Below are 20,949 nucleotides of genomic sequence, written 5' to 3'. Positions count from 1 at the left end.
TCAGCCGGGGAACACGCCGGTCAGGTGCCGGTCGAGCCAGTCCGTCACCCGCCTGACGAACGTGACCCGGTTGGCCCGCCGCCGGATCTCGTGCCCTTCGTCCTCGAACAGCAGGACCTCGCAGGGCACTCCCGCGGCCCTGGCCGCGCGGACGACCTGCTCGGCCTCGTACACCGGGACGTTGGTGTCGCGCGCGCCGTGCACCACCAGCAGGGGAGTGGCCAGCCGGTCGAAGGCGTGCAGGGGCGACAGGGCGTGCAGCAGGTCGCGGTCGGCCTCCGGATGGCCGTACTCGCTCACCGCCGCCGCCGCGATCCACGGCTGCGTGCGCTCGTAGAAGGTGGCGAAGTCGGCCATTCCGCAGACGTCCACCCCGGCACGGAACAGCCCCGGATACGTGACGAGCGCGGCCAGCGTGAGGTAGCCGCCGTACGACCAGCCCAGGCAGGCCAGCCGGGCGGCGTCGGCGAGACCGGCCCGCACCAGGAAGGCGGCGCAGTCGGCCACGTCGTCGATCGCGCGGAAGCGCAGCGCGTGGTCGTCCGCCTCGCGGAAGGCCCGGCCGAGGCCGGCCGACCCGCGCACGTTCGGGGCGAGCACGCCGATCCCGGCGGCCAGCAGGCTCTGGTACAGCGGGTTGAACGTGGGCCGCTCCTGGTCCTCCGGCCCGCCGTGCAGGAACACGGCGTACGGCGCCGGGCCCACGGCCGCGGGCGGCCGGTAGAGCCAGCCGCTGAGCTCCAGCCCGTCGCGGGCCGGGAACCGTACGAGCTCGGCGTCCACCGCCCCGGCGATCCGGCCCGCCCCGGCGACCCGGCGGTAGCGGCCCGTCTCCAGGTCGCACAGCACGACGTGCGGCGGCTGGGCCGGTCCCTCCACCGTGAGTACGGCGGCCCGGTCGTCCAGGGAGACCCTGATCGAGGTGACCACCTCGCCCGGGGGAGGGGGGAGGGGACGCCGCGCCGGGCTCCCGGCCCCGCCGGCCCGCTCCGGCGTCTCCAGCGGCTCCGGCGCCCCGGGCGCGTCCAGCACCTCCAGCTCGGAGCGGCCGGCGGCGTTCCACACCAGCACCACGCGCCGGCCGTCGGCGGTCAGCGCGAACATGTCCAGTTCGGCGTCCGGGCGTTCGGCGAGCACGACCGGGCGGCCGTCACCGGCGACGGCCAGCAGCGCGGCGCGGTCCCGCCCCGCGTCCGACAGCAGGTAGGCCGTCTCGCCGCCGGGGGACAGGACGCCGTAGCCGGTGGAGCCGGGCAGGTCCGCCAGCAGCGGCCGCTCGCCTCCCGGGCCGGTGGCCTCCGGCGACAGCTCCCTGACGTACATCCGCCGGACCCCGCGCGGCCCCCGCCGCAGCAGCACCCGGGCGTGGTCGCGGCTGACCGCCTCCGGGTGCAGCAGGGGCCCGCGGGCCACCGTCTCCCGGCCTCCGGTCGCCGCGTCGACCAGCAGCGCCTCGGCCGTTCCGGACGCCGCGACCTCGGCGGCCAGCAGCAGGTCGCCGCGGCCGGTCCAGTGGACGAACCACGCCGACCCGCCCTCCGGCGCGGCCAGCGGGCGCAGGTCGCCGCCGTCCGGCCGGACAGTCCAGACCTGCGTGTGCTCGCCGCCGCCCGGCGTGAGCAGGACGGCCAGCCGTTCCCCGGACGGCGACCAGCTCACCTCCGCGACCGGCTCCGGTCCCGTGGCGACCGGCCGCGCCCGCCCGCCCCGCCGCAGCGGTCTGACCCAGACCCGCGGCACGCCGTCCCGGTCGCTGACGTACGCGACCGCGCCGCGGTCGGGGGCGAGCGCCGGCGCCCGGCAGCTCCAGGCGCTGAGCGCCGCATCCCCGGCGGATTTCGCGGCGGACTTCACGGCGGGCATCCCGACGGACTCCCCGAGGGGCGGAGTCCGCACGCCGAGAGCTTCCGCCGCCATCACACTCCCTGCGCCTGCAACCACATCTCCAGAAGCCCGAGCTGCCACAGCATGTTGACCCCCGTCGTGGTGCGGCTGGTCTCCCTGTTCTCCAGCAGCCCCTCGACGTACGCCTTGTCGAACAGGCCCCGATCCCGGGCGGCGGGCGCGGTGAGCACGTCGCGCACCAGGTCGAGGAACGGCCCGTCGATGTGCCGGATGGCGGGCACCGGGAAGTAGCCCTTGGGCCGGTCGACCACCTCGCGCGGCAGAAGCGCGCGGGAGGCCTCCTTGAGTATCCCCTTGCCGCCCCCGACGAGCTTCAGCTCCGGCGGGCACGCCGCGGCCAGCTCGACCAGTTCGTGGTCGAGGAACGGGGTGCGCCCCTCCAGCCCGTGGGCCATGGTCATGTTGTCCACCCGCTTGACCGGGTCGTCGGGCAGCATCAGCCGCGTCTCCAGGCGCAGCACCGCGTCCAGCGCGGTCTCCGCGCCCGGACGGCCGAGGTGGCGGCGGATGATCTCCCCGCTCACGTCCTCGTCGACGAGGTGCTCGGGAGCCACGATCCCCGCCAGGTCCTCGTGCGGGTGGTCGAAGAACTCCCTGGCGTACGTCGCGAACGCCTCGTCACGGGGCACGGCGGCGAGCGGCGGGAACCAGCGGTATCCGGCGAACACCTCGTCGGCGCCCTGCCCGGACTGCACGACCCTGACGTGCCTGGCCACCTCCTGCGACAGCAGGTGGAAGGCGACGCAGTCGTGGCTGACCATCGGCTCGCTCATCGCCCGCACCGCGTCCGGCAGGCCCGACAGCAGCCGGGAGTCCTCGATGAGGATGCGGTGGTGGTCGGTGCCGAAATGGTCGGCGACCAGGTCGGAGTAGCGGAACTCGTCCCCCGAGTCGCCCCCGGCCGCGTGGAACCCGATGCTGAACGTCGACAGGTCCCGCTGGCCCTCCTCGGCGAGCATCGCGACGATGACGCTGGAGTCGAGGCCGCCCGACAGCAGCACGCCGACGGGCACGTCCGCGACCATCCGCCGCCGTACGGCCGCCCGCAACCGGTCGTGCACGGCGTCGCGCCAGTCGGCGGCGTCCATCCCCTCGTGCTCCGGCAGCCGGGTGAACGGCGGGTCCCAGTAGACGGTGTCGCGGGAGGAGCCGTCCGCCTCGACCGTGCGGACGGTGGCCGGGGGCAGCTTCCGCACGCCCGCGAGGATCGTGCGCTCGCCCGGCACCAGCGAGTGGAAGGTCATGTAGTGGTGCAGCGCGACCGGGTCGATGTCCGTATTGACCTCGCCCCCGGCCAGCAGCGCGGGCAGGGTCGAGGCGAAGCGCAGCCGGTCGCCGTTCCCCGACACGTACAACGGCTTGATGCCCAGGCGGTCGCGGGCGAGCGTCAGCCGCCCGGTCTCCTGCTCGAACACGGCGAAGGCGAACATCCCGGCGAACCGGCGCACGCAGTCGGCTCCCCACCGGTGGAACGCCTTGACCAGCACCTCCGTGTCGGAGGTGGAGAAGAAGCGGTAGCCGTCGCCCCGCAGCTCCTCACGCAGCTCACGGTAGTTGTACAGGCAGCCGTTGAAGACCGCCGTCAGCCCGAGGGCGGGGTCGGCCATCGGCTGCGCGGCCTTGTCCGAAAGGTCGATGATCTTCAGGCGCCGGTGGCCGAGGGCGACCGGCCCCCACTCCCACAGCCCCGAACCGTCCGGGCCGCGCTCGTGCATGGCGTCGGTCATCCTGCCCACCACGCCGATGTCCGCCGGCCGTCCGTCGAAGCGGATCTCACCGCTCAGTCCGCACACGCTCCTACCTCCCGGCCGCCGCGGCGCACGGGCTCGCGGGTCTGGTTCGGGACCCGGTTCGGGACCCGGTTCGGGACCTGGTCTCGGCCAGGACGAGGTCCACCACGTCGGTCAGGCGGCCGGCCCGCCGGAACGCCTCGCGCTGCCGCGCGGCGGAGCCGCCGCGGTCCAGCGCCTCGGCGGCGAGCGAGCTGACCAGCGCCCAGTCGCCGTACGCCTCGAGCTGCGGCCGCAGGCCCTCCAGCAGCCGGCTCACCACGGTGCGGGCGGGCTTCGGGACGCCCTCGACGGGGTCGACCAGCTCGCCGTCCAGGCCGGACCGCGCCGCCCGCCACGAGGCGGCCCGGACCAGCTCCGGGCGTACGGTGCCGGGGTCCAGGGGAGTGGGCGCACCGGTGGTGAGGGCGTGGAGCTCCCGGGTGACCAGCGCGCGGAACAGCCCGGCGATCAGCACGATGTCGTCGATCCGGGGGCAGGAGTCGCACAGCCGCAACTCCACGGTCGGCACGTGCGCCGAGGGCCGGACGTCGAAGTAGAGCATCCCGGGATCGCTGATGACCCCCGACCTGACCAGCTCCTTCACCATCGCGTCGTACTCGTCGGCCGACTCGAACCGCTCCGCCGGGCCGGCCGTGGGCCAGCGCTGCCACACCATCGACCGGAAGCTCGCGTAGCCGGTGTCGGCGCCCATCCAGTACGGCGAGCTGCAGCTCAGGGCCAGCAGGGGAGGCAGCCACGGGCCGAGCCGGTGGGTGACGGCCACGGCGAGGTCCCGGTCGCGCACCTCGGCGTGCACCTGCGTGCCGCAGATGAGCTGCTCGCGGGCGAGCACCTGGTAGTCGTCCAGCATCTGCTCGTAGCGCGGGTCGGGGGAGATCTTCATCGCCTCCGGGTCCAGCAGCGGGACGGTCCCGGCCGCCGCGATGCCGAGGCCGAGCCCCTCCGCCGCCGCGACCGCGTCGGCGCGCAGCCCGGTCAGCTCCCCGGCGAGGTCCTCCAGCCGGATCCGCGGCGTCGTCCCGGTCTCCAGGACCGACCGCTGCAGTTCCTGGGTGAAATGGTCGGATCGCAACTGCTGGAGCAGCAGGCCGGCTCGGGGAACGAGCTGCCGGGTCGCGAGGTCCACGATGTGGAACTCCTCCTCGACGCCGACCGCCATGTCCTCTGCGAAATCCGTCATGTGGCCGCTCCCCGCCCGTCACGAATCATTTCGTCTCTTCTGCCCCGAAAGTCGGCTTACGCACGTCATCGGCTCAGGAGGGTGATGAAAGTTACAGGCAGTCACCAAACGGTGCGGACTTCGCACGCAGCTCACCGGGTTGGTCGCCGCGGCCGTCGTGGCGGGCCCTTGACCCGGCACCGGCCCGCCGCCAGGATCACGGCGTTCCGAGCCCCGACCGTGAGCGCAGGGAGTCCGATGACCGGCCGCGCATTCTCCGTCCGAGGTCGCATCCGGCGCCTCCGGCGCCGCATCTGGACCGCCGCCGTCGCCGCGGTGCTGCTGACCGCCTGGCCCGCCGCGTCCCCGGCGGGCGCCGTCGGCGACCCGCCCGCGCCGGTGACCGGCAACGCCACCTACTTTGACGCCCTAGGCTCGCCGTACGGCGGCTGCGGGATGCCGCAGTCCCAGCTCGACTCGCAGGACTTCGTCGCCCTCAACGTGTACGACACCCCCGGCGACTACAACTTCTACCCCCGGCCGCTGACCGGCGCCAACGCGTCCAAGACCGGGTTGTGGAACAACGGGCTGAACTGCGGCCGCTTCGTCCAGGTGCAGATCTCGGACTTCTGCACCGGCGTCAACGACGGCGGGCAGAACTCGCAGTTCTGCCGGAACGGCTCGTGGGTCTCCGACGCCTACAACGGCGCCACGCTGACCATGATCGTCGCCGACAGCTGCGGCGACTCCAACGGCTGGTGCCGCGACGACCGCTACCACCTCGACCTGTCGAAGCCCTCGCTCAACAGGTTCGTGAAGAACGGCGCGCCGGTCGGGGACATGTACCCGAACCACTGGAACAACCGCCACGTCACCTGGTCGTTCATCCCGGCGCCGAACTACTCGGGCGACATCCGCATCGGGTTCCTCAAGGGCTCCCAGGCGTACTGGACCGCGATCGCGGTCTCCCACCTGCCCAACGGCATCCACGGGGTGGAGTACTACGCCGACGGCGCCTGGCAGCCGGCCCAGATGAACTCCGACATGGGCCAGTCGTACCTCATCAGCGGGACCAGCAAGGGCGCGACGCGGTTCCAGATCCGCGTGCGCGACGCGGCCGACCAGCCGCTGAACGGCGGCCGCGTCTACAGCTTCGGCCTGCCCTCGTCGTGCGGCACGCAGTGCGCCGCCGACTACACCGAGGCGAGCTACACCACGACCACGACGTCGCCCAGCGCGTCCCCCTCGGCGTCCCCCTCGGCGTCTCCCTCGGTTTCTCCGTCCTCCTCCCCGTCGGTCTCCCCCTCCGCTTCCCCCTCGGCGTCCCCCTCGACGTCTCCGTCCGCCTCCCCGTCCGCGAGCCCGTCCGCGAGCCCGGGGACGTGCCAGGTGAGCTACCAGGTGGCCAGCTCGTGGCAGGGGGGCTTCACCGCGAACGTCACGGTCAAGAACACCGGCACGACGACCTGGGCGGACTGGACGGTCGGCTGGACCATGCCGGCCGGAGTGGGCCTCGTCAGCGGCTGGAGCGCGACCGTGACCGCCAGCGGGTCCCGCTGGACGGCGCGGGCTCCCTCCTGGGGCAAGACCCTCGCGCCCGGCGCGTCGGCGAGCTTCGGCTTCCAGGCGTCCGGATCCTCCTCGCCGGGGCCGACCGCCATCACCTGTCCCTGATCTCCGGTTCCTGATCTCCCACCGGGGACCTTCCGCAGGGCGGAAGGTCCCGGGAGACAGGGACCAGCGGCCCTGCCCGGGGCGGCGCGCGGACGGTGGGATGAGGACAGGCACGAAGGAGGAGCCATGTCCGAACCCGTCGTCGTGGGCACCGACGGCTCGCGCGCCGCGGCCGCCGCGGTGGAGTGGGCCGCGGGAGACGCCGCGCGCAGGGGCCTGCCGCTGCGGATCGTCCACGCCGTGGACCGCCTGCCCTACGAGATCGCCCGCTATCCCATCCCCATCGAGGACCAGCTCGACCGGGCCGGCCGGCGGATCCTGGAGGAGGCCGCGCAGTCCGTACGCGAGATCCATCCCGCCGTCCGCGTCGTCCCCGACCTCGTCGAGGGGGACCCGTCGAGGATGCTGCGGCGGGAGGCCGCCGGGGCGGCGGAGATCGTCGTCGGCAACCGGGGCCACGGCGGTTTCGCCGGAATGCTGCTCGGCTCGGTGAGCATGCACCTCGCCGGTCAGGTCGACGTCCCCGTCGTGGTCGTACGCCAGGGGCTGCGGGTGCCGCACGGACTGGTCGTCGCCGGCGTCGACGGCTCGGCCGAGGCGGAGGCCGCGCTGACCTACGCGTCGGAGCAGGCGCGGCTGCGCGGCTGCCGCCTGCTCGTCCTCTACGCGTGGCAGCTTCCGGTGCACACGTTCGCGCCCGAGATCACCTACGACGTCGACGAGGTGCGCAGGGCCCAGGAGGACTACGTGGCGGAGATGCTGACGGCCCACCGGGAGCGCTACCCCGAGCTGGACGCCGAGATGCGGGCCGTCTGCGCGCACCCGGTGCCCGCCCTGGTGGAGGCCGGGGAGAAGGCGGACCTGCTCGTCGTCGGCTCCCGGGGCCACGGCGCGGTTGGCTCGGCGGTGCTCGGCTCGGTCAGCCGGGCCGTCCTGCACCACGCGCACTGCCCCGTCGCGGTGGTGCGCCCGCCCCGCCGGTCCTGAAGTGCGAGTTTAAGGTTTCGCACCAGAATCGGAGTACCCATCCGGGAAAGTCTCACAGGGCGGTTCAATGAGACGATTCAAGGAGGAATCACCGGCCGAGACAAGGGATCCTTCATGACCGAGAACGACATCGCCGGCTTCGTGACCGGCCTGCCGGGCGTCGTCGCCTTCACCGCCGCCGAGGGCACCGGGGCCCCCCGGGCGGCGTGGGGGGACACCTTCTTCTTCTACGATCCCGACGACGACCCGTCCGCCCGGCAGATGCCCTTCGCCACGATCGTGGTCAAGGACTACGAGGGGTTCGACACCGCCTCCGGCCTCGACCGGCCCGGGGTGTTCCGGCTGAACATCGCCGTCGGCCGCGCCGGCTTCGAGGAACTGCTCGGCTATCCCCCGGCCGCGCACGCCGGACGGCACGAGACGGTGGACTACCGCGCGCTCGACCGGATCCTGCCGCATCCGGTGTACGCGGCCCAGTCCTGGGTCTGCGTGCTCAACCCCGGCGAGGCCACCGCGCCCCGGGTGCCCGCCCTTCTGACCGCCGCGCACGCCCGCGCGGCCGCCCGTCACCGGCCGCGCGGCTGACGGCCCGCAGGCGTCGTCAGGGCCGTCGTGAGGGCCGTCGTGAGGGGCGCGTCAGGCCCGGGGGAGGGCGATCGAGGTGGCGAGGTGGCCGTCGCGCACCGTCCACCGGCCCCGCAGCACAGGCGTGCCGACGGCCGGGTCGGTGACCAGAAGGCGGGCGCTGAATTCGCCCGAGGGGTCGATGTCCACCACCGCCTCGGCGAAGTCGAGCCATCTGCGGGTCAGCGGAAACCAGACCTTGTAAACCGACTCCTTGGCGCTGAACAGGATGGCGTCCCAGCACACCGCGTCGTCCGCGTCGCGCAGCGCCGCGAGCGCGGCGATCTCCGCCGGGGCGGCGACCCGGGGGAGGACGCCCTCGGGGAGGTGCTCGTGCGGCTCGGCGTCGATGCCGACCGCCAGCGCCGCCTCCGCCGGGGCCACCGCCGCCGCACGGAACCCCGAGCAGTGCGTGATGCTGCCGACCACGCCGTCCGGCCAGACCGGCGCGCCCCGCTCACCGCGCGGGATCGCGACGGGCGCGACGCCGATCGCGGCGAGCGCGCGCCTGGCGCAGTGGCGCCCGGTGACGAACTCCCGCCGCCGCCGGTCGGCGACCCGCTCGACGAGCGGCCGCTCCTCGGGGAAGAGGGTCTCCTCCGGGACGTCGCCGAACTCCTCCGCCGACGCGACCCACGGCGGCAGGATCTCAGCGATCACCGGGCCGCCCCGGCGAGCACCAGACGCGGGCGCGCCGGCCCCGCCGGGCGACCGCGCCACTCGCGTGGATAGCCCAGCGAGACCTCCTCGAAGCGTACGCCGTCGTGCCAGGTCGTCCGGGGGATGTGCAGGTGGCCGTAGACCACGGCGGCGGCCCGGTAGCGCACGTGCCAGTCGGCGGTGCGCTCGGTGCCGCACCACAGCGCGAACTCGGGATACCGCAGGATCCGGGTCGGCTCCCGGACCAGCGGGAAGTGGTTGACCAGCACGACCGGGCCGCCGACGCCGGCGAGGCGGCGCTCGGTCTCGGCCAGACGCGCCTCGCACCAGGCGTCGCGGGTGGGGTGCGGATCGGGGTGCAGGAGGTATTCGTCGGTGCACACGACGCCGGCCTCGTAGGCCCGTGCCAGAGCCGTCTCCTTGGTCGCGGTGCCGTCGGGACGGAAGGTGTAGTCGTAGAGGAGGAACAGCGGGGCCACCGTGACCGGCCCGTCCTCGCTCTCCCACACCGCGTACGGATCCTCGGGCGTGAGCACCCCGAGGTCACGGCAGATCTGAACAAGGCGCTCGTATCGGGCGACGCCCCGTAGCTGCACCGGGTCGGTCGGGGTGGTCCACAGTTCGTGGTTGCCGGGAGCCCAGACGACTCTCGCGAACCGCCGCGCCAGCGTGGCCAGCGCCCACTCGATGTCGGCCGGGGTCTCCGCCACGTCGCCGGCCACGACGAGCCAGTCGCCGTCGGACTCCGGACGGAGGTTCTCGACGATCTCGCGGTTCTCGTCGTGGGCGACGTGCAGATCGCTGATGGCGTACAAGCCCGTCACGTTGCCGAGTCCTCCCACCGCCCGCCGGCTCCCCTGGACAGGAGGGTACATATCGGGGGAGGGGCAGGGGAAGATCGATCAACCCCTACGCGTCCGGTAATGGCTCGCCCCCACGGAGATCGCGAGGCAGGCGAAGATCACCACCAGTGACAGCCAGACGGGGATCGCGTAGAGGTCGGCCAGGAGCATCTTCGCCCCCACGAACACGAGGATCGCGGCGAGGCCGTACCTGAGGTAGCCGAACCGGTGCATCGCCCCGGCCAGCAGGAAGTACATCGCCCGCAGCCCGAGGATCGCGAACGCGTTGGAGGTGAAGACGAGGAACGGCTCGGAGGTGACCGCGAAGATGGCGGGGATCGAGTCGACGGCGAAGACGATGTCGGTGGTCTCGACGGCGACCAGCACGGCCAGCAGCGGCGTGGCGGCCCACCGGCCGTCCTGCCGGACGAGGAACCGCGACCCCTGGAAGGCGTCGGTGACGGGCATCACCCGCCGCATGGCGCGCAGCACGGGGTTGCGCTCGGGATGCACCTCGATCGCGGCGTGCCTGGCCATCTTCACGCCCGTGTAGAGCAGGAAGGCGCCGAAGACGTACAGGATCCAGTGGAAGCGGCCGAGCAGCACGGCGCCCGCGCCGATGAACAGCGCGCGGAAGACCAGCGCGCCCAGCACGCCGAAGAACAGCACGCGATGCTCCAGTTCGCGGGGGACCGCGAAGAAGGAGAACAGCAGCGCGAACACGAACACGTTGTCGACGGCCAGCGACTTCTCGATCAGGTAACCGGCCAGGTACTCGCCGCCGGCCTCGGGCCCCCAGGTCAGCCAGACGATGGCGCCGAAGCCGAGGCCGAGGACGATCCACACCCCCGACCAGGCCAGCGCCTCGCGGAACCGCACGACATGGGCGCTGCGATGGGCATAGAGATCGACGGCCAGCATGACGAGGATGACCGCCAGAACGGCGGCCCAGGCCCACAGAGGAACGGACATACGTCAACCCCCACAACCGCGCACGGCGGAATCGGCAGGTCGACGGTCTCCCCGTGCCACCGGATACGGTGACCCCCGCGCCGGGACGCCTCAGGTCGGCGGCCGTGATGACGACGCTGCGGGAAGCCGGGTACTCCCCCTCGAACTACGCCCGATTATTCGGGAAACCGGGTCGATACGTCAAAGCGGCGGCCGGGCACGCCCGGCACCGAGCCACGGCCGGGCGGGCGGCGGCCTACAGGGACCAGTCGATGACCGGCCCCGCGGGCACGATGCGCAGCGGATTGATCTTGGGATGGGTGCCGTAGTAGTGGCGCTTGATGTGATCGAAGTCCGTCGTGCCGCCGAACGCGGGGTCGGCGTAGAGGTCGCGGGCGTAGCGCCAGAGGTTGGGGTGGTCGGACAGACGGCGGATGTTGGCCTTGAAGTGGGTCACGTAGACGGTGTCGAAGCGGACGAGCGTGACCCACAGGCGCACGTCGGCCTCGGTGATCCGGTCGCCGAACAGGTAGCGGCGGCCGGCCAGCCGCTCGTCGAGTTCGCCGAGCGCCGCGAAGAGCGCCGTGACCGCCGAGTCGTACGCCTCCTGGCTCTCGGCGAAGCCGCACTTGTACACGCCGTTGTTGACGTCGGCGTACACGCGCTCGTTGAGCGCGTCGATCTCCGCCCGCAGGTCCTCGGGGTAGAGATCGACATCCGGCCGGGCCCACCGGCCGAACGCCTGGCCCAGGTCGAGGCTGATGTCGGGGAAGTTGTTGCTGACGATTCGCCCGGTGCGGCGGTCCCACAGCACCGGGACCGACACGTGGCCGTCGTAGCCGGGCTCGGTCGCCTCGTACGCCTCCCGGAGCAGGGTGAACCCGTTGAGCTCGTCGGGCCCGTGTCCCGGTCCCTCGCGGAACGCCCAGCCGCGCCCGTCGCGCACGGGGTCGACGACGGACATCGAGACGACGTCCTCCAGCCCGAGAAGCGCGCGCACGATCACCGAGCGGTGCGCCCACGGGCAGGCCAGCGAGACGTACAGATGGTAGCGGCCGGGCTCGGCGGGAAAGGCGCCGTCGCCGTCGGCCGTGACGCGGTCGCGGAACCGGTAGAGCGGCCGCGCGAACGACCCGTCCGGCCTGGTGGCCGCCTTCACCGTGTAGTCACCGTAGGCCGCGAAGTCCACCGGACCCGCGACGGGAGCCGTGGTCGTCACGCGCGCACCGTCCTCTCGCCTGTGTGAGTCCGACCTGTGGGTCGCGACTCCGACGAGAGTAACCGGCGCCTGTGACAACCACGCACCCGCGCTCCGTTGGCTCGGAGTGTCGGCTCGGAGTGCCGGCTCAGTGCGCCGGCGTGCGGAAGCTGCCGGGCCGCTCGCGCTCCATCATGCCGAACCGCATGGTGGCGAGGCCGAACAGCAGGATGAGCGCGCCCACGACCACGTTGCTGATGATCGTGGAGGTGGTCGCCATGCCTCCCCGGATGACCCAGGGGGCGATGATGGTCCAGATGCCGAGCAGCGGGGCGACCCAGGAGATTCCGTAGGTGCGCCCGAACGCCGAGCTGTAACCCATCGCCAGGAGTGCCACGGCGAGACCGGTGACGAGGTTGTTCACCGCGAGCGGAGTCCGCGTGCCGCTGAATCCGACGATCCAGGGTGACAACGCCAGATACAGCCCGCTCAGGAGCGTCAGACCATCGGCCAGCTGCGCGGCGGGATTCGCCGCGGCGGCCTCGTATCGGGCCCGCATCTGCATGATGTCGGGATGCGTCCCGATGTCGGCACCGTGTGTCATGCCTCACACCACCCTTCAAAGGCGTGTGCTGTAGTCCTTATTTCTAGCGTACGCCCGTTTCGTCCCCTTTTCCCGGTTTGGTGGCTGAGCGTCGGCCAGGACGCGTTTAGCCCCTCCACCAGCGGAAAGAGGGGTGGTCGTCAGCTCTGCGACCGAGAGGGGTAACCACATGGGTACGGAGGACAAGTTCCGTAACAAGTCGGAAGAGATCACCGGCAAGGCCAAGGAGGGGCTCGGCAAGGTCACCGACGACGAGCGCCTCGAGGCCGAGGGGCAGGCCGACCAGTCGAAGAGCCACATCAAGCAGGCGGGCGAGAAGGTGAAGGACGCGGCCGGCAAGGTCAAGGACGCCTTCAAGGACTGACCCGCGCGATCGTGCGTGAGGTGACGGGGCGCCGGGCCCTCCGGGGGGAGGGGTCGCGGCCGTCACCGGTGCGGGGACGAGGGCGATCACGCTGAGCCGGGGCGACGCCACCGGCGCTCTCGTCCCCGTGCGCGGGGTTCTCCTGTGGGGACCCTGCGACATCCCCTGAGATCCGTCCGGATCTCCTGAGATCATCCCCGCGAGATCGCTGTGAGAACCTCGGGGAACGCCCGCGTGAAGTCGCCGCGGGTGGCCGGGGGTAACTGTCGATCAGATCCCCGGACGCCGGGGGCGCCGGGGCTTCGGCCCGGATCGGTGGGCGGGCCAGGCCGGGATCAGGCCGCGTGTGGCAGTGTGACGCGGAAGGACGACGTCACGAGCGCATGGATGAGACGCACGAGCAGCGCCTCCAGGACCATGAGGGCCGCACGGGAGAGAACGGCGGCAAGGAACTCAGTCACTTCGCACCTCGGTAGGACAAATCGGCTTCTATGGAAGACTGGCGCATAAACCTCCCAAACGGGCGTAGTTAAGGTTACCGTTTGGTGAACAGCGGGTGACCGTTCCGGATACTTCCCTGATCACGCGCCCAGGGCGCGGCCGCACGGGCACCTGTCGGTCGTGCCCGTGCGGCGTCTGCCGGCCGTGCCGCCCCGTCCGTGCCGCCCCGTCCGTGCCGTCCTGTCCGTGGCGGTTGGTCCTGGACGGGCTCCTCGGCCGGCTTCTGTGTGATGAGCCCTGTGAGCCCTGTGAGCCCTGTGAGCCCTGTGAGCCCTGTGAGCCCTGTGAGCCCTGTGCGGGCCCTGTGCGGGCCCTGTGCGGGCCCTGTGTGAGCCCTGTGTGAGCCCTGTGTGAGCCCTGTGTGGGCGCGCCCCTGGCGGGGCTACTTGGTGGTGGCCCTGGCGCGCCGGGCGGCGCCGGCGGCCGGTGCCTTCGTCTCGCCCTTCGCCGCGGCCCGCCTCCCCGTGACCTGCTTGGCGGCTTCCGGCGTGGTCTCCATTGCGCCCGCGCCGGGCATTCCCGGCGTGGTCGCCCCGGGTGTGGGCATGGGCGTGGCCGCTCCCCGGGTGTCCTTCTGCTGCGGTCCGCCGAGCGGTGACCAGCGCTGCTCACGCGACCTGGCCCGCTGGGCGATCATGGTCCCCGCGCCGATGGCCGCCGCCACCGGCCACTCCAGGATGCCGAGGACCGCGAGCGCGCCGAGGCCGCCGTAGTACATGATGCGCTCCGGCGGCGGCAGGAAGGTCCGGGCGACGTCCATGGCGTGCCCGACCTCCCGTCCGCTGATGTGCGGCATGCCGACGTGCGGCAGGTGCATCTCGGGCGCGCGAAGCTGGAGGCGCATGAACGGCAGGTCCAGGTCCAGTTGCGGCCGGTGCTCCTCCTTGGTCCCCGGGCCCATGGACGGGCCGGGTGTGGGCGGTGCGGGTGTGGGCGGCGTGGGCGTCGTCGTGCGGGCACGGGATGTCCGGGCCCGGGTGGTCGTCGTGCCTCCGGCCGTCGGGCCCGGTGTCGCCTCGGTCGTGGTCATGGATCCTCCCCCGTGATCCTTCCCGATGAGCCTCCGCGAGGAGATGTCTTCCCGATCGCGGACGACCCACGGGAACGTCACTACGAAAATGACCTTTCTATCCTCTATCGGGCCTCCTGGGGTTGCTGGTGTTGATAGCGACAATTTGCCCGCTCTTGCCGGGGGTTTCGTCTCCGTACGCTCCACGCGCGAGGACAGCGGGCATGACACGGAAATTGATCTTGCGGTTTGGTGCGGCCGCGGGTCGCGGTGCGCGGCCCGTCACCAGGTCTGCTCGCCGGCGCGCACGAGGATCTCGTTGACGGCGACCCGACGGTCCCGGGTGACGATGTAGGAGACCGCGTCGGCGATGTCCTCCGGATGCAGCAACTCGATGTTCTCGATCTGGCGCTCCACGGCCTGTCGCACGCCGTCGCGGAGGTGGGAGCTCAGCTCGGTGTCCACCGTGCCGGGCTCGACCACGCTCGCCCGGAGGCCCTTCCGCACGACCTCCTGCCGCAGGGCCTCGGTGAACCCGTTGACGCCGAACTTCGTCAGGTTGTAGACGGCCGTCCCGGGCCGGGCGACCCTGCCCCCCGTGGAACTGATGTTGACCAGGTCCGCGACCTTCCGCGGGGAGTCCGCCGCGGCGCGGAGGAGGTGCGGCAGGGCGGCATGGGTGGTGTACAGCAGGCCGTGGACGTTGACCGCGAGCATGTGATCCCACTCCTCGAGCGGGGATTCCGCGGCCTGCCCCATGCCCATGAAACCGGCGTTGTTGACGAGCGTGTCCAGGCGGCCGAGCTCGGTCACCACGCTTTCCACCGCCGCCGCGGCCTGTTGCCGGTCGGTGATGTCGGCCTGCACGACGAGGGCGGTGCCGCCGTCGGCCCGGACCTTGTCCGCGACCTCCTCCAGCCTGCCGCGCCGCCGCCCGAGGACGGCGACCGCCGCGCCCTCCGCGGCGAGGCCGCGGGCGGTCGCCTCGCCGATGCCGCTGCCGGCGCCGGTCACCAGCGCCACGGTGTTCCGCAGTCGTCCGGTCATGGTGTTCTCCTCCGATGTCGTCGTGGTCGTGGCCTTCGCGGGCCCCTGGGCTGTGGCCGTCCGCGGCTGCGGACCTCGAAGGGCCCGGTGAGTGTGTCGGCGCCGTGCCGCCTGCTGTGGAAAGTGCTTCCTGCTCGGGTCTGCCGGAGTTCACCACCACGTCGGCGGGGGTGGGGGGCGGCCCCTGGCGTCCGGCGGCGGACGGCCCGATCACTCGCGGGAAGCCCGGAGCCGCGGTAGCCTCTTATCCGGAACCGGTTCCGGTTGTAACCGTATCCGGAACCGGTTCCGGATACAAGCTGGAGAGAAAGGGCGAGGATTGGCCGACGATGGCGAGGACGGCTCCGTACGGCGGCACCGGCCGCTGCGGGCCGACGCGAAGCGCAACGAAGACCGTCTGCTCAGGGCCGCGGCAGTCGTCCTGGCCCGCGACGGAGCCGACGCCTCGGTCAAGGACGTCGCCCGCGAGGCCGGCGTGGGTGTGGGCACGCTCTACCGCCGGTTCCCGTCCAAGGAACTGCTGATCGAGGCGGTGCACCGGCATGAGGTGCGGCTCCTGTGCGAGGCGGCGCCCGAGCTCGCGGCCTCGCTGCCCCCGGTGGACGCGCTACGTGCCTGGATGGAGCGCTTCATCGACTTCATGGCCACCAAGCACGGCATGGCCGACGCCCTCCGTGCGGTGCTGACCGACGACAGCGAGCGGCTGCAGACCCGCGCCGACCTCGCCGAAGCAGTGGATCGCCTTCTCGCTGCCGGGAGGAGCCACGGGGCCGTGCGGGAACAGGCGAAGCCCCAGGACGTCCTGATGGCGCTCGGCGGCATCAGCTACATGGCGGGCGCCGAGCAGGAACCCGCCCTCGCCACAAGGCTCATCGACCTGCTCCTGCACGGCATCGTGACGAGCTGAACGGCGCCCGGCCCGCGACGCCGGTGTGCCCGCCGCGGCCGAGGCCCTGGCCGGCGCCGGCTCGGAGGAACGTGGCACTAACGGTCGAGGACGTGCAGCGCGCGGGAGCCGGTGCTGAGCGGCTCCGGCCCCTCCTCGCCGCACACGACCACGTCGGCCACCCGGGCGCCGAAGAGGTCGGGCAGGTAGACGGCGGGCTCCAGGCAGACGGTCATCCCGGCCTCGAACCTCTCCCCGGCCGCCAGCCAGGGCCCCTCCACCGGGCTCAGCCCGATGCCCCGGCCGGCCCCGGCGGCGGCGTAGTCGCCGTAGCCGCTGCCGTAGATGACCTCGCCGGCGACCGTCGCGGCCTCGGCGCACGCCACTCCGGGGCGTACGAGGTCGACGGCGGCCCGCTGAGCGGCGAGGACGACCGAGTACATGGCGTCGAAGTCCTCCGGCGGCTCGGCGACCGCGAAGACCCGGGCGACCTCGGCGCAGTAGCCGTTCCAGCGCCCGCCGACCGAGACGAGCAGCGCGTCACCGGGGTTGATCACCCGCTCGCACGGCCGGTGACGCGCCTCGGCGGAGTGCTCGCCCGCCGCGACGAGCACGGAGGGCGTCCCCTCACAACCCGTCTCGGCGAGCATCGCCCGCAGCCTGCGGGCCATCGCCAGCTCGGTGGCGCCGAACCAGGCCAGCTCGCGGGCCGCGAGCAGCACGGCGTCGGCCACCGCGGCGGCGTGCCGCATCGCGGTCACCTCGTCGGCCCGCTTGCGCAGGCGGAGCGGCGCGAGCACGGCCGAGGCCAGCACGAGCTCCGCGTCCAGGCGCAGCGCGAACAGTTCGGCGGCGTGCATCTGCGGGTCCACTGCCACGCGGCGTGCTGCCGGGGGCACGAGGGCCGCCGCCTGCGCGGGGTCGCCCGCCGGGGTGGGCGGCCCGTCGAGCGCCATGACGAGATAGCCCGCCTCCGCGAGCCTCGCCGAGCGGCCGCGCAGATACCGGAAGTCCGGCGAGGGCCGCAGCACGAGGGCGTCGATACCCGCATCGGCCATCCCGGCACGTACGTCCTCCAGCATGAGGGGGTCGATCATGACAGGGAGGACGGCTCCGGCTCGTGCAGCCAGCAGGCCACCGGCCCGAAGTCCGGCTCCCGCTCCCGGCACACGTCCATGGCGAGTGGGCAGCGGGGGTGGAACCGGCAGCCCACCGGGGGATCGGCGGGGTCGGGTACGTCTCCGGGCAGTTCGGCGGGCAGCACCCCGGCGCCGTCGGGGGAAGGGATCGCGGCGAGCAGCGCCCGCGTGTACGGGTGCCTGGGGTCGGCCCACACCTCCGCGGTCGGCCCGGTCTCCACGACCTTGCCGAGGTACATGACCGCGATCCGGTCGGCGATCAGCCGCACGACGGACAGGTCGTGGCTGATGAACAGCAGGCCCGCGCCGGACTCCACGGCGAGGTCGCGCATCAGCCGGGCCACCTGCGCCTGGGCGGAGGCGTCCAGCGCGGAGATGGGCTCGTCCCCGATCAGCAGCGACGGCCGGGCGGCGAGCGCCCGCGCGATGGCGACGCGCTGCCGCTGCCCTCCGGAGAACTCGTGCGGGTATCGGCCGGCGAACGCGCGCGGCAGCCCGACCCGTTCGAGCAGGTCGGCGGGGCTGGTCACGGTGTCGCCCGCCGTACGCAGTCCGTCGGCGATCTGCGCGCCCACGCGGCGGCGCGGGTTCAGCGAGGAGTACGGATCCTGGAACACCATCTGTACGCCGGTCAGCCCGGGGTCCCTGCGGCGCAGCCCGAGGGGCATCACGGGGTGGCCGCCGACGAGGATCCGCCCGGAGGCCGCGCCGTGCAGCCCGCACACCGCCCGGGCCAGGGTGGACTTGCCGCACCCCGACTCGCCCACCAGGCCGACGACCTCGCCGGCGGCGACGTGCAGGCCGGCCCCGGCCACGGCCCGCACGACAGGGCGGCCCGGCGTGCGGTGCTCGACGACCAGGTCCTCCACGGACAGCAGGGGCCCAGTCAGAGGCATGGTCATGGCGAGTTCTCCCCAGGAGGCACGGGCAGGGCGTCGAGCAGCGAGCGAGTGTAGGGATGGCGCGGCTCCCGCAGCACCCGGCCGCGCGGGCCGGTCTCCACGACCAGCCCGTCCTTCATCACGCTCACCTCGTCGGCGACGGCCGACATCACGCCGAGGTCGTGGGTGACGAGGAGGACGGCGAGGCCGAGGTCGTCGCACAGCCCGCGCAGCAGGCGGAGGATTCCCGCCTGCACGGTCACGTCGAGCGCGGTCGTCGGCTCGTCGGCGATGAGCACCTCGGGCTCGCAGGCCAGCGCGACGGCGATGGCGATCCGCTGCCGCATGCCGCCGGAGAACTGGTGCGGGTAGCGCTTCAGCGCCTCCTCGGGGCCCGGGATGCGCACCTTGGCGAGCAGGCCGGCGGCCCGCTCGCGCGCTTCCCTCCTGCCGATGCCCAGGTGGTGGCGCATGTGCTCGGTGAGCTGCCGCTCCACCGTCAGCATCGGGTGCAGGCTGGTCGCCGGGTCCTGGAAGACCATGGCGATCTTCGAGCCGCGCACCTCGTTGAGCTCGCGGGCGGGCATCTCCAGCAGGTCACGGCCGCCGAAGGCGATCCGTCCCGACGCGCGGGAGCCGTGGGGGAGCAGGCCGAGCACGGCGAGACCGGTCATGGTCTTGCCCGAGCCGCTCTCGCCGGCGAGGCCGTGCACGTGCCCCCCTTCCAGGGCCAGGTCGACGCCGTGCAGGACGTCGTGGCCGCCGATCGACACCCGTAGCCCCTCGACCGTCAGCGCGGCCGCCTGTGGTTCCGCCGTCACAGCGCACGCTCCTTGATCGCCCCGGCGGTACGCGGGTCGAGCGCGTCGCGCAGCGTGTCGCCGAGGAAGTTGAACGCGAGGACGACCGTCAGGATCGCGAGCCCGGGGAACGTCGCGACCCACCAGCTGTCGAAGACGTCCACTCCGGCGGCGACCATCGCACCCCACTCGGGCGACGGCGGCTTCGCGCCGAGCCCGAGGAACGAAAGGCCCGACAGCAACAGCAGCGCGGTCCCGATGTCGAGGGTGGCGAGCACCATGACGGGCCCGGTGACGTTCGGCAGCACGTCCACCCGCAGCGACCGCCAGGCGGAGAAGCCCAGCAGCCGCCCGCTGAGCACGAACTCCCGCTCCCGTACGCCGAGCACGAGGCCGCGGGTCACCCGGGCGTACGCCGGCCAGGCGACGACGAGCACGGCGAGCACCGCGTTGCCGAGGCTCGCGCCGAGGGCGGCGGCGACGACCATCGCGAGGATGACGGTGGGGAAGGCGAACACGAGGTCGGCCAGGCGCATGATCGTCTCGTCCACCCACCGGCCGAAGTATCCCGCGCAGGCGCCGAGCAGGCCGCCGACCACCACCGACAGCGCCACGAGCAGCAGCGTGAGCGGGATGGACACCCGCGCGCCGTACATGATCCGGCTGAGGACGTCGCGGCCGAGCTGGTCGGTGCCGAGCCAGTGGCCCGGGCCGGGCGGCGCGAGCCGGGGCAGCTCCTGGGCCAGCGGGTCGTGCGGCGCGAGCACCGGCGCGGCCAGCGCGACCACGATCCAGGCCAGCGCGACGACGGTGCCGACGACCGCCAGCGGCCGCCGCCACGCCTGCGGGAGCCGGCTCACGCGGCTGCGCGCGAACAGGCCGGCGCGCTTCATGAGACCCTCACCCTCGGGTCGATGACGCCGTACAGCACGTCGACGACCAGGTTGATGACGAGGTAGACCACGCCCACCACGAGACCGACGCCCATGACGGCGGGCAGGTCGAGGGTGGTGGCGCTCTTGTAGGCGTACTGGCCGACCCCGGGCCAGGCGAAGACGGCCTCCACCAGCACGGTGCCGGACAGCAGGCTGCCGAACGCCAGGCCGGCGACGGTGATGACGGGCACCAGCGCCGGGCGCAGGACGTAGCGGAACAGCACCACGCGGCCGGGCAGGCCCTTGGCGCGGGCGGCGCGCACGTAGTCCTGCCCGAGCACCTCCAGCACCGCCGAGCGGGTGAACCGCGTCAGCAGGCCGATCGTGTAGAGGGCCAGCACGAGCGCCGGCGCGGCCAGGTGGCCGACGGCCGAGGAAAGCGCGTCCCAGCGCCCCGACAGTAGGGCGTCGACCGTGTAGAGGCCGGTGACCTGCGGCGGCGGGGTCATCCCGGGATCGACCCGGCCGCTGCCTGGGGTGATCTGCAGCCGGAAGAAGAACACGTAGAACGCCACCAGGGCGAGCCAGAACGTCGGCACCGAGATGCCGACCAGGCTCAGCACCCGCAGCACGTGGTCGGACAGACGGTCGCGGCGCAGCGCCGCGACCACCCCGAATCCGACGCCGAGGACCAGCGAGACGAGGATGGCGGCGCCCGCCAGCTCCAGCGTGGCCGGCACGGACTCGGCGAGGTCGTCCAGCACCGGGCGGTGGCTCTGCTGGCTCGTCCCGAGGTCGCCGTGCAGCAGTCCTTCGAGGTGCATCAGGTATTGCTGCGGCAGCGGCCGGTCGAGTCCGTGGTCGGCGCGCCACTGGGCCACGATCGCCGGGTCGCCGACCGCCCGCTGGCCGAGGTTGGCCGCCACCGGGTCACCCGGCACCAGGTTGGTCAGCACGAAGGTGACCAGCGTGATCCCTACCGCCAGCAGAAGCGCCGTGAGGATCCGCCGCACCAGGAACCGGGCGAGCGGGCTGCGCACCGCCCGGTTC

21 protein-coding genes are annotated in these 20,949 nt (G+C 72.8%); 5 read left to right on the top strand and 16 right to left on the bottom strand.

What is annotated here, in order from left to right; genetic code table 11:
• The 3 genes from HHX40_RS15460 to HHX40_RS15450 are packed head-to-tail and all read right to left on the bottom strand — an operon-like array spanning window position 1 to window position 4,878.
• Window positions 1–1,917, bottom strand: a complete 1,917-nt coding sequence (locus HHX40_RS15460) for a prolyl oligopeptidase family serine peptidase (protein WP_259403598.1) — start codon at window positions 1,915–1,917, stop codon at window positions 1–3.
• Window positions 1,917–3,698 (bottom strand): N-acetylglutaminylglutamine amidotransferase, encoded by a 1,782-nt coding sequence (locus HHX40_RS15455; protein WP_182881122.1) that lies wholly within the window; start codon window positions 3,696–3,698, stop codon window positions 1,917–1,919. Before HHX40_RS15455 ends, HHX40_RS15460 begins: the two co-directional genes overlap by 1 nt.
• Window positions 3,699–3,702: 4 nt before the next feature.
• On the bottom strand, window positions 3,703–4,878 hold the full coding sequence (locus HHX40_RS15450) for a carboxylate-amine ligase (protein WP_182881121.1): 1,176 nt from the start codon (window positions 4,876–4,878) through the stop codon (window positions 3,703–3,705).
• 237 nt (window positions 4,879–5,115) lie between these two features.
• Here HHX40_RS15450 and HHX40_RS15445 point away from each other — a divergent pair, with 237 nt between their 5' ends.
• The 3 genes from HHX40_RS15445 (at window position 5,116) to HHX40_RS15435 (ending at window position 8,103) form a co-directional block, all read left to right on the top strand.
• Complete coding sequence (locus HHX40_RS15445; RefSeq protein WP_182881120.1) at window positions 5,116–6,531, top strand: cellulose binding domain-containing protein; 1,416 nt, start codon at window positions 5,116–5,118, stop codon at window positions 6,529–6,531.
• Between the two features lie 126 nt (window positions 6,532–6,657).
• Window positions 6,658–7,518 carry a universal stress protein gene (locus tag HHX40_RS15440; RefSeq protein WP_182881119.1) on the top strand — a complete coding sequence of 287 codons (861 nt, stop codon included), beginning with the start codon at window positions 6,658–6,660 and terminating at the stop codon, window positions 7,516–7,518.
• A 114-nt stretch (window positions 7,519–7,632) separates the two neighbouring features.
• On the top strand, window positions 7,633–8,103 hold the full coding sequence (locus HHX40_RS15435) for a DUF6194 family protein (protein ID WP_182873519.1): 471 nt from the start codon (window positions 7,633–7,635) through the stop codon (window positions 8,101–8,103).
• Between the two features lie 51 nt (window positions 8,104–8,154).
• Here the strand turns inward: HHX40_RS15435 and HHX40_RS15430 are convergent, their stop codons facing one another.
• The 5 genes from HHX40_RS15430 to HHX40_RS15410 form a co-directional block, all read right to left on the bottom strand.
• Entirely contained in the window at window positions 8,155–8,802 is a 648-nt protein-coding gene (locus HHX40_RS15430; protein WP_182881118.1) for a 4'-phosphopantetheinyl transferase family protein, read from the bottom strand.
• Entirely contained in the window at window positions 8,799–9,626 is an 828-nt protein-coding gene (locus HHX40_RS15425) for a metallophosphoesterase family protein (RefSeq protein WP_310738119.1), read from the bottom strand. Before HHX40_RS15425 ends, HHX40_RS15430 begins: the two co-directional genes overlap by 4 nt.
• A gap of 78 nt (window positions 9,627–9,704) precedes the next feature.
• A complete protein-coding gene (locus HHX40_RS15420; protein WP_111701277.1) occupies window positions 9,705–10,616 on the bottom strand; it encodes a TerC family protein in 912 nt (303 codons plus the stop codon).
• A 235-nt stretch (window positions 10,617–10,851) separates the two neighbouring features.
• A complete protein-coding gene (locus HHX40_RS15415; RefSeq protein WP_182881116.1) occupies window positions 10,852–11,814 on the bottom strand; it encodes a glutathione S-transferase family protein in 963 nt (320 codons plus the stop codon).
• Window positions 11,815–11,941: 127 nt separating this feature from the next.
• Entirely contained in the window at window positions 11,942–12,397 is a 456-nt protein-coding gene (locus HHX40_RS15410; protein ID WP_182881115.1) for an SPW repeat protein, read from the bottom strand.
• Window positions 12,398–12,566: 169 nt separating this feature from the next.
• Here HHX40_RS15410 and HHX40_RS15405 point away from each other — a divergent pair, with 169 nt between their 5' ends.
• Window positions 12,567–12,761, top strand: a complete 195-nt coding sequence (locus HHX40_RS15405) for a CsbD family protein (protein WP_111701274.1) — start codon at window positions 12,567–12,569, stop codon at window positions 12,759–12,761.
• Between the two features lie 335 nt (window positions 12,762–13,096).
• On the opposite strand, the gene HHX40_RS36680 is transcribed toward HHX40_RS15405, so the two are convergent.
• The 3 genes from HHX40_RS36680 to HHX40_RS15395 form a co-directional block, all read right to left on the bottom strand.
• A complete protein-coding gene (locus tag HHX40_RS36680) occupies window positions 13,097–13,222 on the bottom strand; it encodes a hypothetical protein (protein WP_259402148.1) in 126 nt (41 codons plus the stop codon).
• Between the two features lie 422 nt (window positions 13,223–13,644).
• Complete coding sequence (locus HHX40_RS15400; protein WP_182881114.1) at window positions 13,645–14,292, bottom strand: hypothetical protein; 648 nt, start codon at window positions 14,290–14,292, stop codon at window positions 13,645–13,647.
• A 261-nt stretch (window positions 14,293–14,553) separates the two neighbouring features.
• Window positions 14,554–15,318 carry an SDR family NAD(P)-dependent oxidoreductase gene (locus HHX40_RS15395; protein ID WP_182881113.1) on the bottom strand — a complete coding sequence of 255 codons (765 nt, stop codon included), beginning with the start codon at window positions 15,316–15,318 and terminating at the stop codon, window positions 14,554–14,556.
• Window positions 15,319–15,637: 319 nt separating this feature from the next.
• Here HHX40_RS15395 and HHX40_RS15390 point away from each other — a divergent pair, with 319 nt between their 5' ends.
• Window positions 15,638–16,225: a TetR/AcrR family transcriptional regulator gene (locus HHX40_RS15390; RefSeq protein WP_220499123.1), complete on the top strand. Its 588-nt coding sequence runs from the start codon at window positions 15,638–15,640 to the stop codon at window positions 16,223–16,225.
• Window positions 16,226–16,302: 77 nt separating this feature from the next.
• On the opposite strand, the gene HHX40_RS15385 is transcribed toward HHX40_RS15390, so the two are convergent.
• Genes HHX40_RS15385 through HHX40_RS15365 form a run of 5 tightly spaced genes read right to left on the bottom strand, consistent with a single transcriptional unit; the run spans window position 16,303 to window position 20,939 of the window.
• Window positions 16,303–17,301, bottom strand: a complete 999-nt coding sequence (locus HHX40_RS15385; protein ID WP_259403597.1) for a M24 family metallopeptidase — start codon at window positions 17,299–17,301, stop codon at window positions 16,303–16,305.
• Window positions 17,298–18,245: an ABC transporter ATP-binding protein gene (locus tag HHX40_RS15380; RefSeq protein WP_182881112.1), complete on the bottom strand. Its 948-nt coding sequence runs from the start codon at window positions 18,243–18,245 to the stop codon at window positions 17,298–17,300. Before HHX40_RS15380 ends, HHX40_RS15385 begins: the two co-directional genes overlap by 4 nt.
• Window positions 18,242–19,045, bottom strand: a complete 804-nt coding sequence (locus tag HHX40_RS15375) for an ABC transporter ATP-binding protein (RefSeq protein ID WP_182881111.1) — start codon at window positions 19,043–19,045, stop codon at window positions 18,242–18,244. Before HHX40_RS15375 ends, HHX40_RS15380 begins: the two co-directional genes overlap by 4 nt.
• On the bottom strand, window positions 19,042–19,917 hold the full coding sequence (locus tag HHX40_RS15370; protein ID WP_182881110.1) for an ABC transporter permease: 876 nt from the start codon (window positions 19,915–19,917) through the stop codon (window positions 19,042–19,044). The genes HHX40_RS15375 and HHX40_RS15370 overlap by 4 nt, the downstream gene beginning before the upstream one ends.
• Window positions 19,914–20,939, bottom strand: a complete 1,026-nt coding sequence (locus HHX40_RS15365; protein WP_310738118.1) for an ABC transporter permease — start codon at window positions 20,937–20,939, stop codon at window positions 19,914–19,916. The genes HHX40_RS15370 and HHX40_RS15365 overlap by 4 nt, the downstream gene beginning before the upstream one ends.
• Window positions 20,940–20,949: the final 10 nt, after the last annotated feature.

Source organism: Microbispora sp. H10949 (genome assembly GCF_014161435.1).
Taxonomy (GTDB): domain Bacteria; phylum Actinomycetota; class Actinomycetes; order Streptosporangiales; family Streptosporangiaceae; genus Microbispora; species Microbispora triticiradicis.
Note: the sequence above shows the minus strand (reverse complement) of the source record. Positions and strands in the feature narration are given on the sequence as shown.